Genomic DNA, 18,249 nt, shown 5'->3' with positions numbered 1-18,249 from the left:
TATTCCACTACCGGACGCCAAACGGTTTCCACAGCTGACAGTGCTTTCAGTGGCTAACTTATTGGGTGAAACCATCTGGCGTATTCATGAAGACTCTTCTGTCAGCAGTATGTTTCGTTAAAAATCCCCCCTGGAGCAGGGGGGATTTTAATTTTAAACAGTTGTGTTGAGTGTTAAGTGTTGACTCGAAACAAGCAATGGTTAACGGTCAACCAAGAACGCAACTGGGTATCAGCCAAAATTCCATTTTCCACAGTAAATTATTCGTTGCTCCTGTAGGGACTAACATCTAACTCACCATTAGTCTTAAACACTACTCGGAAATGACCAAGGGGCTTCTGGGGTACTAACCCAGTCCCTTCGCCACCAATTCCAGCTGCTGCTGGCTTGATTAGGCGTTCTAGAGGAGTTTCTTGGGAGTAATCCCAAGACTCTTTATCAATTGCTTCATAATCAGCAATGATAGCCTCTTCAGTCACACCTACCCGATAAGTTAAATCTTGAGGATAGCTAGAGGTTTTATTCCAACTGTCACGAATTGTCTGAGACACTTTGTCTTTCAAATCATTAATGACAGCGATGTCAGTGATTTCTGGACCTAGGGTAATCTTACCAAGATAACCATCCCAAGGACTGATTTCCAGTATCCCTTCGTCTTCCCCTTGTTTAAATAACACCTGGAACTGAGCAATAGGTTCTTGGGTAGCAATATTGTCTGAAGTTTTGGTGTATAGCAACTCAGGCAGGGGGGTTTGCTCTGACCCATCCAAGGGTGTGCCATTAACAGGTTTGTAGCCTAAAATCGCGCCATCTCTGCCAACACTAACCTGGTATTTTAAATTCCCAGCAAACTGTTTCCGGTTCCCCCAAGCTCGAAAAATTCGCTTTTGCAAGCTTCTTTGTATATAGCGCAACTCTGTGGGATCAGTAATTTCTGGTGCAGTTGTCAGGACTTTTTCTAGCTCCTCAATCGAGAGTGGTGTTCCCTTTGGTGTTGGTGTTGGTGTTGCCTGAGGGTCACTCTCCCCAGTTGGGGTAGTGGTTTCATTGGCATTTTCCCGTGTTAGGGAAGGTTCGGGTTCCCGTACTTCTGGAATCGGTACAAAGAAAAATGCGATCGCAGCTAGAGCCAAACTTGCCATTCCCAGTGCAGCGGGGGCAGTACGCTCGGTTACTGGTTTTTCAGCTTGGCGATAGTGCTTAGAAACAGGCTGTAACGAAACACTAATATCTGGTAGGGTTCGTCCATCAGCCAAAAACTGGTCAATCGCCTCCACCAAGTCAAACAACTGCACTGTGTTCAAATCTACATGGAGAGGTTTGCCTGAGTTAGTCATTGATCCTGACTCAGGAGTATCTAGCAGTGTCAGTCGATGCAATTTCTTGTCCTCGACTTTCTGCAGATGCACCTTAGCTGGTTTCTCAGCATGGGGTTGGGGGTGAGGCACTTTAGACAAAAATTCCTGAGCATAGCGGCTTACACTATGTACCAAGTCCTCAAAAAAATCCCGGCCACCACTTAGGGGTTGGTTCATAGCCCCTAAATGGCATTCCGCATTAGTTAGAGTTGTCAGCAATGGTCGGGCATCTGGCTGTAACCCATCCCCTTTGGTACTATTACTCCAACCCTCCAGGATTAGGGTACAGTTGGGAAGACTGTACTGGCGTCGAATTGTCATCGGCTGTTCCTGCTGAAAAATCCCTATGAATGCTTCCCCCACCTGCGTTCTCGTGGTGTGGGTATCCGTCTTGATTACAAGGGTTTATCCCTCGCGACAGGCGGCATCCTCGCCGAACATCCAGGACTTTTGCTGGACTGTTCCCCCAAGTCGTTTCCGCTATGGGGCTTATTCAATGAAGCTTTTACCTGAGAGTCTGACGTTTATGAACCGACTACAAAGGATTTATAGGTTAATTTTCCCAATCGTAGAGAGGTCGTGCCTCAGGGTTGCTCAGAATCTCGTCTGTCCTTCGCCGTACCGCTCAAGATGATGTCATTATATCATATTTTTGCGCTCCTAACCCCCACCTGAAGGAAGTGGGGGAATGGGTCGCTCATTTTTGTTCAACCTCTTAGAATAGCATTGAGGGTAATGGATAATTGGTAATGGTTAATTAATCTGGCTATACTTGATGGCATGGCGATAATCAGCAACGGCAACATTCAAGACAATTCCCCATCAAACAAACTAGTCCATAATCTTTGTCTTCCAGAAGTGCCTGTACAGAACAGAAGCTGACTCAATAGAGAAATTGCCAGTTCATTCAACTTTTCTTGAGAGTTATAGGCAGCAACTTTAGAGCGACGGGGGTTCATCCGGCTGCGAAAATGAGCCTGGAACCTTTCCAAATACTTATATAGGCGAAAATGTTGTTCTAGAGGCACCTGCTTTTCCAGCAGTTGTTGATAAGCGGTCAACAACTGCCTAATCAGAACAGTCATTCGGCGTGCCATATGACTAGCAATCACCACTAGAGCCTTAGCTTCTTCTGGAGTTAAAGGACGTCGTGTGTAAGAGCGCCGCCAGGGATTGGTAGAGCGCATACGCCACAGGACAACACGATTTTTAATAATGTCCTGAAGTTCCAGCTCTCTAGCCGCCAATAGCATCGCCTCAGAACCTCCCAGTTCCAGAGCTTCAATGGCTAGTAAAATTAGGTCAATATGCAACCGAGTTCGTGGTGGACAGCCCTGAGCTGGAATCCTGAAATCAGGTAGGCTATCTAAAATTATTGGCTTTGACTGGGAAGCAGGACTATTGGTCAGCATTACGGTCCGTCGAAAGATTCACTCTAATAGCGCTTATCCTACAGCGAAAACCTTTTGAATAGATTTGTTCCAAGGAATCACACAAGGTTCAGCTTTCTAGTGTACGCTTTTACAGAAAGGGAATGGCAAGCTATAGTTTGATTCAAACCCGATTGATAACTAACTTCACCTACCGATGGATTTAAAATCTCTGATTCGCGATATCCCTGACTTTCCCAAACCAGGGATTGTATTTCGGGATATCACTACCCTCCTGAGAAATCCAGAAGGACTGCGCTACACTATCGATACCTTAGCTCAAAAATTTCAGGAAGCAGGAGTAAGGGCTGATTATGTCGTGGGTATGGAGTCTCGTGGTTTTATATTTGGACCACCTATAGCTTACCAACTCGGGGCTGGGTTTGTCCCAGTGCGCAAACCGGGTAAGCTACCAGCACCGGTATACTCGGCTGAGTATGACCTAGAATACGGCACAGACAAGTTGGAAGTCCATCAAGATGCTTTCACACCTAACTCCCAGGTTGTGATTATTGATGATTTAATTGCTACTGGAGGAACAGCAGCAGCTACAGTCAACCTGGTAGAACAAGCAGGCGGTCAAGTGGTAGGTCTTGGCTTTATCATCGAATTACGGGATTTAGGTGGACGTCAGCAACTGCCTGATGTACCCCTGATCACCCTGGTTGACTATTAGTTAACCATTATACTTAACCATTACTTATTAGTCATTGCTCAAAAGATAAGTTTATAAGAATTAAGAATTAAGAATTAAGAATTAAGAATTAAGAATTAAGAATTAAAGGACTTTAAAGCAATGACGAATGACTAACAACTAACGACTATTATATGACTTCTTCTACTAGAGATTCTAGCATTATCAATCGGTTTGATGGGGCTTGGCATAGACTAAAACTTCTGGTCACGAGTGAGACCTTTCTATACGTGGTCAAGCGACTGTTGCAGGGTCTTTTGACCTTGCTGTTGGCATCTGCTCTAAGTTTTGCCATTATTCAGATTGCACCAGGAGATTTTCTGGATACCCTCAGGCAAAATCCCAAAATTTCCCCAGAACGAATCGAGGAACTCAAGGAGCAATTTGGTTTAGATCAGCCAGCGATTGTTCAGTATTGGCGTTGGCTAGTACGAGTTGTGACCAAATTTGACTTTGGTACCAGTTTCGCTTACTTCCGTCCTGTGTCATCTCTGTTATTGGAGCGGATACCAGCCACCTTACTCTTAGCAATAGCCTCAATCTTTATTACTTGGGCGATCGCAATTCCTCTCGGTATCCTGGCTGCTGTCAATCAGAATCGAACCACTGACCGATTCCTACAAGTCATTAGCTACACAGGTCAGGGTTTCCCTAGCCTAATCACTGCTCTGTTGCTGCTCATACTCGCCCAGAATCTTTCCCCCTTATTTCCTGTCGGTAGTATGACCAGTATCAATCATGATGATTTATCAGCCATTGGAAAGGTTTTGGATATTGGCTGGCATATGATTTTGCCAACTATTGCTCTATCCATTACTAGTTTTGCAGGTCTACAGCGAATTACTAGGGGTGAATTGCTGGATGTGCTACGGCAAGACTATATTCAGACCGCTCGTGCTAAGGGACTCCCAGAAAATCGAGTTATCTATGTCCATGCCTTGCGCAATGCTATCAATCCTCTGATTACCATCCTTGGCTTTGAGTTTGCTTCTCTACTCAGTGGCTCATTTATTGCTGAAATTTTCTTCAACTGGCCAGGTTTAGGTCGTTTGATTTTACAGGCGGTAACTGCTCAAGACCTCTATCTGGTAATGGGAAGCTTGATGATGGGGGCTACAATGCTGATTTTGGGTAATTTGTTAGCAGACTTGCTCCTGAAAGTGGTTGATCCTCGCATTCGTCTGGAAGATTTGAAATAGACAATGGATAATGAAGTCTCAAGGATTAAGTGGTAACTCTGTGTTTCCTTGTCCGAAGTTACCTTTTTAGGTCAATTTTTGTTTACAACCAAAATAGAATAAGACCTTTGATTAAATCAGGAAAAAAAACTGAAACTATTGTCCCTAATACCTCCTGCCTTATGCCTTCAGCATAGCTGCCTTGCTAACTCGCGGACGTGCCTCAGCACTATTTTCGTAAGTATTCAGCCGTCAGCGATCAGCGATCAGCTATCAGCTAATGCGCTACCCGCACGCTAATTGATGTGCTAGCAGACACTTTCACTGCACTGGGTCGGATGAGTAAAATGAGCAGGGATTTTCAAGCAGCAGTACCACTCAGTAAGCTGATTTTATACCTTCCGTTGATTAGCTGACTGCTGACTGCTGATAGCTGAATGCTTACCTATTTTCAAGATGTTTACCCAAATTCATTATCTGATTCTTTCTAGAAGGAACGGTCGTTATCTGGTTGCCCAACCCAAAGCTGGTAGCCCAGAGGCTGGCGCTGGATATCTGTTGATGTTTCGCGAACACTTTGATGCCCTGAGTTATATCAATACCCACGGTGCTGATTTAGCTGACCAATTTTCTGTAGAGTCGGTTTCTGGGAGTCAGTTGAAGAATTTGCTGGAACGGTGGGGGTTTGTTGGTGTGGGTGTTGTTCAAGACCCATTGGTACCTCAAATTGAGTTTTTTTCTTACGGATAAGGGCTATTAGGTGACACAAGCAGACTATTCAAGTAGTCCCAAAAATAGCGATCGCATTTGCCCAAGCTCTCTGGCTTGACTGGGGATAATTCATAGCCCTAACCTCAAAGCAGCTGCTGAATCACCGATAGAGCAATATAACCGTCGTTCCGTGATTAATTTTTTTGAACAGGCAATGATTGGGAGGGCTGGTTATTCTCTGATTGATATTTCCTCTTGCTTGTTGATCACGACAACCATCACACCGCTGCTGGGCATATTGTTAATATGCATAGATTTTGTTTAAATTTTATTAAGGAGTAAATATAAGGAGTAACTATGAAAGACCTCACTGCTTATCGAAATATCGGTATCTTTGCTCACGTGGACGCAGGCAAGACAACTACAACAGAGAGGATACTAAAACTTACCGGGAAAATCCACAAAATTGGTGAGGTTCACGAAGGTGCAGCTACAACGGACTTTATGGAACAGGAACAAGAGCGCGGTATTACTATTCAGTCTGCCGCCACCAGTTGTTTCTGGAAAGACCACCAACTCAACATTATTGATACTCCAGGTCACGTAGACTTTACCATTGAGGTTTATCGTTCTCTGAAGGTTCTTGACGGTGGCGTTGGTGTTTTCTGTGGCTCAGGTGGTGTAGAACCCCAGTCAGAAACTAACTGGCGCTACGCCAATGATTCAAAAGTTGCTCGGATTATCTACGTAAACAAACTTGACCGTCTCGGGGCTGATTTCTACCGAGTGGTTAAGCAGGTAGAAGATGTCCTTGGTGCTAAGCCTCTGGTAATGGTACTGCCGATCGGAACTGAGAACGATTTTGTGGGTTTAGTGGATTTGCTAACCCGTAAGGCATGGGTATGGGATGAGTCTGGGGATCCCATGAACTATGAGATTCAAGATGTTCCCGCCGACATGGTTGATGATGTGGAAACCTACCGCGAGCAGTTAATTGAAATGGCTGTGGAGCAGGATGACGAAGTGATGGAACAGTATCTAGAAGGGGAAGAACCAGATATCGAAAGCCTTAAGCGTTGCATTCGCAAGGGAACTCGTGAGCTGGCTTTCTTCCCTACCTACTGCGGTTCATCCTTCAAGAATAAGGGAGTGCAGTTGGTACTTGATGCTGTAGTTGACTACCTGCCGAATCCCACTGAAGTCAAACCCCAGCCAGAAATCGATTTAGAAGGTAACGAAACCGGTACACTTGCCTATGTTGACCCAGAAAAACCTTTGCGTGCTTTGGCATTTAAGATCATGGATGACCGCTTTGGTGCTCTGACCTTTACCCGTATCTACTCAGGAACCTTATCCAAGGGTGACACAGTACTTAATACCTTCACCGGTAAAACTGAGCGTATTGGTCGTTTGGTAGAAATGCATGCGGATTCCAGGGAAGAAATTAACTCTGCCCAGGCAGGTGATATTGTTGCCATCGTTGGGATGAAAAATGTCCAGACTGGGCATACCCTCTGTGACCCGAAAAATCCTGCTACTCTTGAGCCGATGGTCTTCCCAGACCCCGTGATTTCCATTGCGATCGCACCTAAGAAAAAAGGTTCGTCTGAGAAAATGGGCATTGCCCTAAGCAAGATGGTTCAGGAAGACCCATCTTTCCACGTTGAAACTGACCAGGAAAGTGGGGAAACGATCATTAAGGGCATGGGTGAGCTGCACCTAGACATTAAGGTTGATATCCTGAAACGGACTCATGGCGTTGAGGTGGAGGTAGGTAAGCCCCAGGTGGCATACCGTGAATCCATTACTAAGCGCATCGAAGACAGCTATACCCACAAGAAGCAGTCTGGTGGTTCTGGTCAATATGGTAAAATCGATTACGTTATTGAACCTGGTGAAACCGGTACTGGCTTCCAGTTTGAGTCCAAGGTCACTGGTGGTAATGTCCCCAGAGAATTTTGGCCTGCTGTGCAAAAGGGCTTTGAAAGCAGTATTCAAAAGGGTCTGTTGGCTGGATTCCCTTGTGTGGACTTCAAGGTTACCTTGACTGATGGTGCTTACCACCCCGTAGACTCATCGGCTATAGCCTTTGAAATTGCGGCCAGGGCTGCTTATCGGCAATCCTTTGGCAAGGCTTCACCTCAATTGTTAGAGCCAATTATGAAAGTGGATGTATTCACACCAGAAGATTACATGGGGGATGTAATTGGTGACCTCAATCGCCGCCGTGGGATGATTAAGTCTCAGGAGAAAACTCTTACTGGTGCTCGCATTAAGGCAGATGCGCCTTTGAGTGAGATGTTTGGCTATATTGGTGACCTGCGTACTATGACATCCGGTCGTGGTCAGTTCTCAATGGAGTTCTCCCACTACGCCCCTTGCCCAAATAATGTGGCAGAAGAGGTGATTAAAGAAGTGAAGGAACGCGAGGAAGCCGCTAAATAATCTTTTGATTTAACCAGAGTTCCTGGCTGCTTTTAGACTGGCCAGGAACATCATGTTATCAATGATTAAGTCTGTGCCATCACCATGCCCATCAAGGCAATCACCGAAGCATTGTTATCAATAGCATATTCATTAGTAGCCCAAGACCGCTCATCATCCACATAACTCAACATTCCCAACCCTTTAGGCGCAATCCCATCCTGGGCATCAGTATTAGGACCCCCTACCATCAGACCAGGGATGACAATTTTTTTAGCTCGGGAAATCCGGTGATGAACATTACGCACGGAGTTGCTACCAACACCGGTAATAAAGCAAAGATTAAAATGATTCCGCCCCAGCAAATAATCTAACTGCTCAACAGCTGCCTTATAGTAGCCTCGATTCCCAGTGATGCGGTAGGCATAGAGTAGAGTAATTCCTTCTTCAGCTACCTTGTGATTAGATGCCCAATGGAATTTATCAATAGCTAAACGGTAGCCACTACGGTTAATCTTTTCCATCAGACTATCCGCCCTTCTCATCAGCCTAGCTGTGATTTCTAATTTCAGTTTGTCTGACCCCTTCCTTTGTTTCTGCACCAAATAGTTAACCATTGCTAGAGGAGAGGGATCTTTCCAACCAAACTCACCATAGTCGAAGGCGGTGATAGTTTTAGCTAAGTATTTCTCGTAGCTAGTCTTCCCTGTAGTAATATACAGTTCTACGGCTGCCCAGAAGCGGTCATCTTGATCGGTTTTTAAGGATTCTTGCTGATCCCACTCTCCAAAAAGATACTTACCTGAACCGGTGTCATCTCCTTCTTGCCAATCCACCTTCATAGACCGCTGTTTTCGGAGAAACCCCCAGGCTTTCTGTGCCGCTTGTAAGTAGGTTTGAGCCAGTTGCTTGTCAAAGGGAGTATAAACTCTAGCAGCCATTGCCATTACTGCTGCAAACTTGCCAGTTTCAGGTGTAGAGATACCAAAAGTGTACCGTGGCTGAGTATCTTGATTGGGTAGAATTTCCCCTGGCCAATTCTTTCCTGACAACTTGCGGTAGACAGCACCATCCTGCCGCTGCATCTTCAGCAGCCAATCTAATCCTACTTTGACCTCATCGAGTAGGTCAGGTCTACCATTGCCGCTTTCTGGTATAGTTAATTGGTTGTCCCTAAATAATTTAGGATATTGCTCGTACAAGCTTAACAACCGTCCGATGGTGACTGTCATTGGCGCAACATATTTAGCAAAATCCCCAGAATTATGCCAACCACCTTGGGCAGATTTGAAGTCACCAGCTTTATGAAACTCATCGTTGTGGGCAATAATCCCATCTTTGAGATGGCAGGGGGGATGTTTTACTCCAGATACTGAATCATTTACAGCAACACCGCACCGTTGCAAATAGTATGACCGGAGTAGCTTTGTAAAGGTATCCTTATAGATTTGCTTACCAATGCCAAACGGATAAGACTGACTATAGCCGTATTTGAGGTAATAGCTACCTGATTTATCGAATTTAGTAAAATCAATAACTCTAATTTTATCATTACTGGCTTTATCGCTTACAGAATTTCCCAGGTTGGTCACAAAAACCGTTTTGTGAGTGATTAAATCAACCAGTTCAACCTGCTTCTTTTCCGAATTGGGGGCATTGATTAAGAAAGCCAACTTAGGCCCAGTTGGGTAATAGCCTATTTGATTGATAACAATTTTTCCTCTAGCTGCTGGATTATAGGGTTGAGCATTAAGCTTGGAAAAAAATCCATAAGCGATCGCACTAATCCAGCCAATAATAAAAAATCTTCTATCTATTTTCATCGTGAAGCTTTTACTTCAATGATATCTTGATTATGGGTCTTTTGGAAATTTTCCAGAACGAACCTCTGTACTAAACTCCTGCACGGCTTGGGTAATTACCTCGCGCAAATTAACATAAGACTTAGCAAAGGGTGGCTGGCGCTCGGAAAGCCCTAGTAAATCCGCTGTCACTAACACCTGCCCATCACAGTTGGGTCCAGCTCCAATGCCAATGGTGGGAATAGTTAATTTTTGTGTAATTGACCTTGCCAAATCGGGGGGAATATGCTCTAAAACGATAGCAAAGGCACCAGCTTGCTCCAATGCGATCGCATCCTGCAAAATCCGCTCCCCAGTTTCCGCTGTTTTGCCTTGTTGCCGTAAACCCAGTAGATGAATAGACTGCGGTGTTAAACCTACATGACCCATCACCGGAATTCCCACAGCGGTAAGTCTGGCCACAGTTTCAGCCATGGCAGGGTATCCTCCCTCCAACTTCACTGCCACTGCCCCAGTTTCCTTCAAAACTCGACCGGCAGAGTGGATTGCCTGCTGAGGACTTTCCTGATAACTCAAAAACGGCAAATCACAAACCACTAATGCCCGTTTAACACCCCGACAGACCGCTTTGGCATGGTGAATCATTTCCTCAAGGGTCACTGGCAGCGTTGTCGAGTAACCCAGCGTAACCATTCCTAGAGAATCCCCGACCATGATTATGTCTACTCCCGCTTCATCCAACAGCTGAGCGATCGCATAATCCGCAGCAGTCAGCACCACAATCTGGCGCTCCTCTTGTTTCCATTGATTCAACTGCTTGATAGTAACTGCCATAACCAATAAGAGTTTCGGTAAATTGGATTAATAATTCTCAAAGATGCTTATAAAAAGAGTAAACCGAAGTATGGGAATCTTTGTAAAGAAGCGTGAACTACTGACTTCAGTGTAATGTCTCTGTGCAACTGATTTATAACCCATTAACACTATATGGGTTAATCATGGTAATAAAAAAGGTTGAACAATCCTGGTTGAGTAGGGAATACTAAGAATGAAGCTTCCTTGATCAGGTTCCCTATGTCAGAGCCTCTAATTTCTGCCATAATCTGCACCCACAATCGTGAAGAATATTTGGGTGCAGCCATTGATAGCTTGCTACAGCAGGATTTTGCCGATTATGAAGTAATTGTGGTCGATAATGCCTCAAGCGATCGCACCCGTAACATAGTTGAGTAGGGAGTAGGGAGTAGGGAGTAGGGAGTAGGGAGTAGGGAGTAGGGAGTAGGGAGTAGGGAGTAGGGAGTAGGGAGTAGGGAGTAGGGAGTAGGGAGTAGGGAGTAGGGAGTAGGGAGTAGGGAATAGGGGAAGCAAAAGTTGTGTTTTTTACATATTTGTGATCAGAAAGCAAATTAGATCAATTTAATATAGCGCTATAGTTAACTAAAAATTATGCGATCGCAATGCTTGTGAGGATTTTTCCAGTAATCGAATTTTATCCTATCGGTAGAGTTAATCTAAACTGCGCGAGCCCATGGCTTGTAATTAGGTGAGCACTATCGGATTTTACACGATTCGCGCTAATTTTAGCCAAATTATGCTAGCCCATGGCTTGTAATTAGGTGAGCACTATCGGATTTACGCTATTGATAGACTTAATCAAAATTACGCGATCGCAAAACTGGTGATGGTTTTACCACTATCGAATTTTACCCTATCGAATTTTACCCTATCGATTGGCTTAATCAAAATTAAGTGATCCTATGGCTTGTTTAGTTGGCTACTTCTAGAAAATTACTATAGCGCTATTTTTAATTAAAATTATGCAAGCGCAAAACTGATTAGAGTTTGACCACTATCGAATTTTACGCTATTGGTAGACTTAATCAAAATTAAGCGATCGCAAGTGTACCCACGACATATTGGATTGCATGGTAAAAATTGGTTGGTTTCAATGTCTTTTGGATCAGAAATCATTCAATAATTACTTCGTTTTTATCGCCACAAAATGCCCGATTATCTACGATGTTACAGGGCTGCTTCCCTTATAAAATCTACCTTATAGGCTAATTTTCACCACCGCAGTTTTTTTTTTGCTTCAAACAAAATAACGCCTTTTTATGGCATCAATTATTATTAAATAATCATGGGACTTGTCAACAATAAACACTCATCTTTGCTTCAGGCTTAAATAACTAAATAATTCATCGGTTGTTTTTCCCAGACTTATTCAGCAAGCCCTATCTAGGCATCGACTCTAACCATACTTGTGGATGCTTGGATGTCAGCCTTTTTCCTAGACCGGTAAATCCTGGCGAGGATTAAAATTATCAATCTGCCGTAGTTTTTCGTACAGTTCTCTGACCTCCTGAGTGGCTTCGGTGGGCACAACAATCTGAATTTCTACTACCTGATCCCCTCGCACCCCTTCTTGATTGGGATAACCCTTATTGGCCAAGCGCAATTTTTGTCCTGACCTCACCCCACTAGGAACATTAATTTGCACTATACCATCCAAGGTGGGAACTTCTATTAAGTCACCTAATACTGCTTCAGCAGGTGTTACTGGTACTACACAAATCACATCAAATTCCTCTAATTTAAAGAAGGGATGAGGTGACACAGTGATTTTTAAATTTAAACATCCACCATCAATACCTTGACCTTGGAGCCGCACCAGGGCACCGGTTACCATCCCAGCAGGTAGCTCAATTTCTAAACCCCGTCCATCTTCTAGGCGAATTCGCTCTCGACCCCCCTTATAGGCTTTTTCCAAAGGTAGGGTTAATCGAGCGTCAATATCTTGAGGTTGAGGTTTGGGATAAGGTTGAGGCTGAGGCTGGGATTTGGGTTGAGGTCTCAGACGAGAACTAACCGTGTAGGCTGTTTTAGTTTTCCCTGGTCGAAACGCACTGTCGGAACTTACCCGAGTCCCTGGAGGTGGGGTTGATGTTGCCTTTCTAGTAGAGCGGCGTCCGAGTAGTTGATCAACGAAGGTGTTAAAGTCCCGGTAATTGCCATAATCCTCTGCTTGGTATGAACCACGACCATTGCCGTTCCAGCCTACATTTTTAATCAAACTAGCCGCTTTAGCCGCTTTTCTACCAAAATTCTTCTGCCAATATCGACTAAATTGGTCGTACTGCGATCGCCTATTCGGGTCAGAGAGAACTTCATATGCCTCACCAATATCCTTGAACTTGTCTTCTGCTGTCTTATCTCCAGGATTCAGGTCAGGGTGATACTGTCGAGCTAACCGCCGATAAGCCTTTTTAATTTCCTCGCTGGATGCCTCTGTGGGTACACCCAACATTTCATAGTAATCTCGATAGTTTTGCATAGTCATTGGTCTTAGTCATTGGTCATTAGTCCATTGTCAGTGTCTTAATGCATTCCCTCATCGGGGAAACCCCCGTATTAAGGGGCTGCATCGCTTTTTTGATCTATTCTTGATTAATGGTCAATTGTCAGTATTTTTTGAAGCGAAGAGCCCAGTTTGCTTTTACCTAAACACTAATTGCTAATTAGTTGTGGCTACTGACTACTGACAACTAACTATTGACTAATTTAGAACCAATCATCATCCTCATCCCAATCATTTTCAAGGGGATTTCTGCGATAGCGATCGCGACTGGATCTCGATGAACTAGCCCCATAGGAGTCATAGGAGTCCCCCCCCCGGCGGTAATCCCGTTGAGAATATCTGTCTGTGTCACTATCTCCGGTAAAGGTGCGACGAATTGAGCCAAAGAAGTCATCATCCTCTTCTTCCTCATATTGCAGCCGTACCTCTCGCTTGAGCTCATAGAGGGCATCTTGTAGATCACCTTGAGCCCGATCAATAGCCCGGTCATCATTTTGGGCAACGGATTGACGCATCTCCTGAATTAAGCCTTCAATCTGACGCCGATAACCACTAGCAAACTGTCTACCAAAATCTAGGGCTACCTCCCTCAGTTGCCGTTCCGCTTCATTAGCCAAACTTTCTGCCCGATTGCGCTTTTCTACTCGTTCCCTTCGTTCCCGGTCAACCTGGGCGTATTCTTCTGCCTCACGAATCATTTTGTTGACTTCCGCCTCACTCAGGGTAGAAGCCCCTTGAATGGTAATGCTTTGTTCTCGACCAGTAGTTTTATCCAGTGCCAATACCTGCAAAATCCCATTGGCATCAATATCAAAAGCCACCTGAATTTGGGGCACTCCCCGTGGTGCTGGGGGAATACCAGTCAACTTAAACCGACCCAAGGACTTATTATCTGTTGCCATATCCCGTTCCCCTTGCAGCACATGGATTTCCACCAAAGTCTGATTATTTTGGGACGTCGAAAAAATATCAGACCGCCGGACTGGGATAGTCGTGTTACGGGGGATTAACTTTTTCATCACCCCACCAATAGTTTCCAAACCCAAGGACAACGGGGTTACATCCAGCAATAGGATATCTTTGACTTCACTGTTGAGAATTCCTCCTTGAATTGCAGCTCCTACTGCCACTACCTCATCAGGATTAACGTTTTGATTTGGTGCCCGATCGATTAAGCTGCGCACCAATTGTTGTACCATCGGGGTGCGGGTTCCCCCTCCTACCAAGATCACTTCATCGATTTCCATAGGAGTTAAGCCAGCATCTTTGAAAGCTCGTTTTAGGGGTCTGCGCAAACGACTAACTAGATCCACACATAGCTCTTCAAACTGGGAGCGCTTCAGCCTAGTTTCTAGGTGTTTTGGACCATCTTCTGTAGCTGTGATAAAGGGCAAATTAATATCAGTTACACCCACCCCAGACAGCTCGATCTTGGCTTTTTCTGCAGCTTCAGTCAGCCGTTGTAGGGCTTGGCGATCGCGTCGCAGATCAATTCCTTCTGATTCCAAAAATTGCTCTGCCAACCAGTCAACAATTTTTCGATCAAAATCATTGCCCCCCAGTTGAGTATCACCACTGGTGGATAGGACTTCACACACCCCATCCCCCACCTCTAGGATAGAGACATCAAAGGTACCCCCACCCAAATCAAATACTAGGATTGTTTGACTTGCCTCAAGATCCAAGCCATAAGCCAAAGACGCTGCTGTTGGTTCATTAAGAATCCGCAGAACCTCTAACCCAGCAATTCGTCCAGCATCTCGTGTGGCTTGCCGTTGAGAATCATTAAAGTAAGCCGGGACTGTTATTACTGTCCCTGTTACCTCCTCTCCCAGGTAGCGGCTGGCCTCATCCGCCAACTTCCGCAGAATCATCGCAGAAATTTCCTCTGGGGCGAAGTCTTTTTTCAAGCGGGGGCACTTAATTCTCACATTACCATTTTCATCCCGACGAATGGTATAGGCAACCCGCTTCGACTCTGGATTCAGTTCAGCATACTTACGTCCAATATACCGCTTCACCCCATAGAAAGTATTTTGGGGATTAAGCACAGCTTGGCGGCGTGCCAATTGTCCTACAACCCTTTCCCCATCCTTACTAAAGCCAACCATTGACGGAGTTGTGCGCATACCTTCCGCATTAGCAATTACCACCGGCTTACCGCCTTCGATGACAGCCACCACGGAGTTTGTTGTACCCAGGTCAATGCCGACTACCTTGCCCATGCGTCCTTTATTCTCCTCAAGATGAATGCTGTCAACTCGTTCAATGAATTTCAACTACTATATATATAGATGATATTTTGGTTAAAATTGTATATAGCCAGTGGTTCGGTTTTCCGAAGCGTAGTCACCCTAGACCCCTGACGCTTTCAGTTATGGTAAGGGATGCCCCGAAGTGCTGAATCTATTCTATCCCTTGAGTTATGCTCAAATTGAGCATAATTTTAAAATAAGCATCCTATCATAATAGAGATTATGTTAGCAAACGGGACGATAGAGTGAATTAGCTTCAACAAACTATTGATTAAGGCTTGCATCTGCCCGACTTACCTCTGGTAAACTTCCCTGTGCCTTATCCGATGGCTCTGGCAATGCTACGATCACAGTAGCCCCCTATATTGAATTATTAATGGCAGAAACACTATTCTTTAATGCTCTGCGTGAAGCCATAGACGAAGAAATGGCACGGGATGAGACAGTATTTGTAATCGGTGAAGATGTTGGTCACTACGGTGGTTCCTACAAAGTTACCAAAGATCTGTGTAAAAAATACGGTGACTTGCGGCTTCTGGATACCCCCATTGCCGAAAATAGCTTTACTGGTCTAGCTGTGGGTGCAGCAATGACAGGTTTACGACCAATTGTCGAAGGCATGAATATGGGGTTTTTACTCCTGGCATTCAACCAAATTTCCAACAATGCTGGGATGCTGCGTTATACCTCTGGTGGTAATTTTAAAATCCCGATGGTGGTTAGAGGTCCTGGTGGTGTCGGACGTCAGTTAGGAGCCGAACACTCCCAGCGTCTAGAAGCCTACTTTCAGGCAGTTCCTGGTCTCAAAATCGTTGCTTGCTCCACCCCCTACAATGGGAAAGGGTTGCTGAAATCTGCCATTCGAGATGATAACCCAGTACTGTTCTTTGAACACGTCCTGCTCTACAATCTCAAAGAAAATCTGCCAGAACAGGAGTACTTGGTACCCCTTGATAAAGCTGAAGTTGTACGCTCCGGTAAAGATGTTACCATTCTCACCTACTCCCGGATGCGTTACCACGCCATGCAAGCGGCTAAGCAGCTGGAAAAAGAGGGGTATGATCCTGAGGTAATTGACCTGATTTCCCTCAAGCCTCTAGACTTTGAAACCATTGGTGCTTCACTGGCCAAAACCCACCGAGTCATTATTGTAGAAGAGTGCATGAAAACCGGTGGCATTGGGGCAGAATTAACAGCATCGATTAACGAGCGCTGGTTTGATGAACTCGATGCACCAGTGCTTCGGCTTTCATCTCAAGATATTCCCACTCCCTACAACGGGACTCTGGAAAATCTCACCATTGTCCAACCCGATCAGATTGTCGAGGGTGTGAAAAAGATGATGGCTTTGCGGATTTAATTTAAAGCTTGGCAAATAAAGCTTAGGCATTAGCCATGCAGGGGGCGTTGCTGATCTTTGGATGCTGGAGGTTAAAAAGATCCCGATTGGTGACTAACTATACTAAGTAACCAATCGATGGAATACTTAAACCTCCAGCCTTCAGACTTCAGAGTTCAGACTTTAGACTTTAGACTTTAGACTTTAGACTTCAGACTTCAGACTTTCTCAGTTACTACACTCGCCAAAACAGATTATCATAGCATTTGTTGCGGCGGGTCGTAGTCATGCAAAAACAGCGTTCACTATTAGCCTTAATCCTAGTACTTGTAATTACAGCAATCATAGTACTGGTGCAAATTCCGATCCGGTTAGGACTGGACTTGCAGGGAGGGGCTCAACTTACAATTCAGATTAACACTACCGAAGAGATTACGGAAATCACGGCTGAGCAATTAGCCGCAGTTAAAACGGTTATAGAAGGCCGAGTCAATGCCCTAGGGGTTTCTGAGTCGGTAGTGCAAACCGTTGGCAAAGACCAGCTTTTGGTACAGCTACCTGGTGTCAATGACCCGCAACAAGCGGAACGGGTACTAGGGGGAACAGCACAGCTGGATTTTCTCAATCAAAAGATTGGTACAGAAGCACAGCTGCGGGTTGAACAGCAAGTGCTACAAGAACAACAATTCAACCAAGAAGTATTACGCAACAGTGGTGATGGAGATGCGATCGCAGAAAATCAAGCTGCTATCAATCGTAGTAACCAAGCCATCCTTGAACTATTTGAAAGTACTGGTCTGACTGGCAAAAACCTCAAAGATGCTCGTCCCCAACCTCTTCAAAGTGGTAGTGCTTGGGAAGTAGCTATCCGATTTGATAGTGAGGGAGCTCAAAAGTTTGCTGAGCTGACCAAGAACATTGCCGGTACAGGACGCAGCATTGGTATTTTCCTCGACAATTTACTAATTAGTGCTCCGAGTGTGGCAGCGCAATATGCTGAAAATGGCATCAGTGGTGGTGCAGCAGTGATTACGGGTAACTTTGATGCCGAAAGTGCCTATGAATTTGCTGCCCAGCTGCGGGGAGGTTCCTTGCCCTTGCCAGTGGAAATCGTGGAGAATCGCACCGTAGGGGCAACCTTAGGACGAGATAGTATTCAACGTAGTATCTATGCTGCTGTAGTGGGTCTGATTTTAGTATTAATCTTTATGGTGGTCTATTACCGACTCCCTGGCATCATTGCTGATATTGCTCTGAGTATCTACGCTTTACTTACCATCGCAGCATTTGCCCTACTAGATGTTACCTTAACCCTACCCGGAATTGCTGGTTTTATCCTTAGTATCGGTATGGCAGTTGATGCCAATGTGCTGATTTTTGAGCGGACACGGGAAGAATTACGTGCTGGTAAGACCTTGTATCGCTCAGTGGAGTCCGGGTTTTACCGAGCATTTTCTAGTATTGTAGATGCAACTGTGACCACATTAATCGCTTGTGCAGTACTGTTTTGGCTAGGCTCAGGTCTAGTCAAAGGCTTTGCTGTCACCCTAGGCATTGGGGTAGGAATCAGTATGTTTACCGCCCTTACCTGTAGTCGCACGCTGATGCTCGTGACAGTTTTAGGACTTCCAGGGGTACGTCAGAAACCAGAACTCTTCTGCCCTAATTTACCAACCTAATAGTTTAGAAATTAGCAACTA

The 18,249-nt window shown here is 44.9% G+C and carries 13 protein-coding genes and 2 pseudogenes; 8 read left to right on the top strand and 7 right to left on the bottom strand.

The window, feature by feature from the left end; genetic code table 11:
* Positions 1 to 121: pseudogene (locus tag F6K49_RS05265) on the top strand (phosphoribosylpyrophosphate synthetase); the annotation flags it as partial.
* A gap of 139 nt (positions 122 to 260) precedes the next feature.
* Here F6K49_RS05265 and F6K49_RS05260 read toward each other — a convergent pair.
* Together F6K49_RS05260 and F6K49_RS05255 are read right to left on the bottom strand one after the other, a co-directional pair.
* Positions 261 to 1,721, bottom strand: a complete 1,461-nt coding sequence (locus tag F6K49_RS05260; RefSeq protein WP_293017819.1) for a DUF4335 domain-containing protein — start codon at positions 1,719 to 1,721, stop codon at positions 261 to 263.
* Positions 1,722 to 2,164: 443 nt separating this feature from the next.
* Entirely contained in the window at positions 2,165 to 2,770 is a 606-nt protein-coding gene (locus F6K49_RS05255; protein WP_293017821.1) for a DUF3038 domain-containing protein, read from the bottom strand.
* A 175-nt stretch (positions 2,771 to 2,945) separates the two neighbouring features.
* On the opposite strand from F6K49_RS05255, the gene F6K49_RS05250 reads away from it, so the two are divergent.
* The 4 genes from F6K49_RS05250 (at position 2,946) to fusA (ending at position 7,816) form a co-directional block, all read left to right on the top strand.
* Positions 2,946 to 3,464, top strand: coding sequence for an adenine phosphoribosyltransferase (locus tag F6K49_RS05250; RefSeq protein WP_293036320.1), 519 nt, complete (start codon positions 2,946 to 2,948; stop codon positions 3,462 to 3,464).
* A gap of 152 nt (positions 3,465 to 3,616) precedes the next feature.
* Complete coding sequence (locus F6K49_RS05245; RefSeq protein ID WP_293094768.1) at positions 3,617 to 4,681, top strand: ABC transporter permease; 1,065 nt, start codon at positions 3,617 to 3,619, stop codon at positions 4,679 to 4,681.
* 435 nt (positions 4,682 to 5,116) lie between these two features.
* A complete protein-coding gene (locus tag F6K49_RS05240) occupies positions 5,117 to 5,410 on the top strand; it encodes a hypothetical protein (protein ID WP_293017827.1) in 294 nt (97 codons plus the stop codon).
* Positions 5,411 to 5,728: 318 nt separating this feature from the next.
* Positions 5,729 to 7,816: an elongation factor G gene (gene fusA, locus F6K49_RS05235; RefSeq protein WP_293017829.1), complete on the top strand. Its 2,088-nt coding sequence runs from the start codon at positions 5,729 to 5,731 to the stop codon at positions 7,814 to 7,816.
* Between the two features lie 65 nt (positions 7,817 to 7,881).
* Here fusA and F6K49_RS05230 read toward each other — a convergent pair whose 3' ends face one another.
* Positions 7,882 to 9,618, bottom strand: coding sequence for a glycoside hydrolase family 9 protein (locus F6K49_RS05230; RefSeq protein WP_293094765.1), 1,737 nt, complete (start codon positions 9,616 to 9,618; stop codon positions 7,882 to 7,884).
* A 30-nt stretch (positions 9,619 to 9,648) separates the two neighbouring features.
* Complete coding sequence (gene panB, locus F6K49_RS05225; protein WP_293094762.1) at positions 9,649 to 10,431, bottom strand: 3-methyl-2-oxobutanoate hydroxymethyltransferase; 783 nt, start codon at positions 10,429 to 10,431, stop codon at positions 9,649 to 9,651.
* A gap of 240 nt (positions 10,432 to 10,671) precedes the next feature.
* On the opposite strand from panB, the pseudogene F6K49_RS05220 reads away from it, so the two are divergent.
* Positions 10,672 to 10,827, top strand: a pseudogene (locus tag F6K49_RS05220) (glycosyltransferase); the annotation flags it as partial.
* Here the strand turns inward: F6K49_RS05220 and F6K49_RS05215 are convergent.
* From F6K49_RS05215 to dnaK, 3 genes are all read right to left on the bottom strand, one after another.
* Positions 10,798 to 10,965 (bottom strand): hypothetical protein, encoded by a 168-nt coding sequence (locus tag F6K49_RS05215; protein WP_293094759.1) that lies wholly within the window; start codon positions 10,963 to 10,965, stop codon positions 10,798 to 10,800. The pseudogene F6K49_RS05220 and the gene F6K49_RS05215 overlap by 30 nt on opposite strands.
* Before the next feature lie 922 nt (positions 10,966 to 11,887).
* Complete coding sequence (locus tag F6K49_RS05210; protein WP_293094771.1) at positions 11,888 to 12,931, bottom strand: DnaJ C-terminal domain-containing protein; 1,044 nt, start codon at positions 12,929 to 12,931, stop codon at positions 11,888 to 11,890.
* Positions 12,932 to 13,158: 227 nt separating this feature from the next.
* The gene (gene dnaK / locus F6K49_RS05205; RefSeq protein WP_293023520.1) at positions 13,159 to 15,180 is read right to left on the bottom strand and encodes a molecular chaperone DnaK; all 2,022 of its coding nucleotides are present in this window, start codon (positions 15,178 to 15,180) and stop codon (positions 13,159 to 13,161) included.
* 406 nt (positions 15,181 to 15,586) lie between these two features.
* Between dnaK and F6K49_RS05200 the strand changes: the two genes are divergently transcribed.
* A complete protein-coding gene (locus tag F6K49_RS05200) occupies positions 15,587 to 16,570 on the top strand; it encodes an alpha-ketoacid dehydrogenase subunit beta (RefSeq protein WP_293023500.1) in 984 nt (327 codons plus the stop codon).
* 266 nt (positions 16,571 to 16,836) lie between these two features.
* Positions 16,837 to 18,228, top strand: coding sequence for a protein translocase subunit SecD (gene secD / locus F6K49_RS05195; protein WP_293023503.1), 1,392 nt, complete (start codon positions 16,837 to 16,839; stop codon positions 18,226 to 18,228).
* The last annotated feature ends 21 nt before the right edge of the window (positions 18,229 to 18,249 follow it).

This window comes from Moorena sp. SIO3I6 (assembly GCF_010672095.1).
Note: the sequence above shows the minus strand (reverse complement) of the source record. Positions and strands in the feature narration are given on the sequence as shown.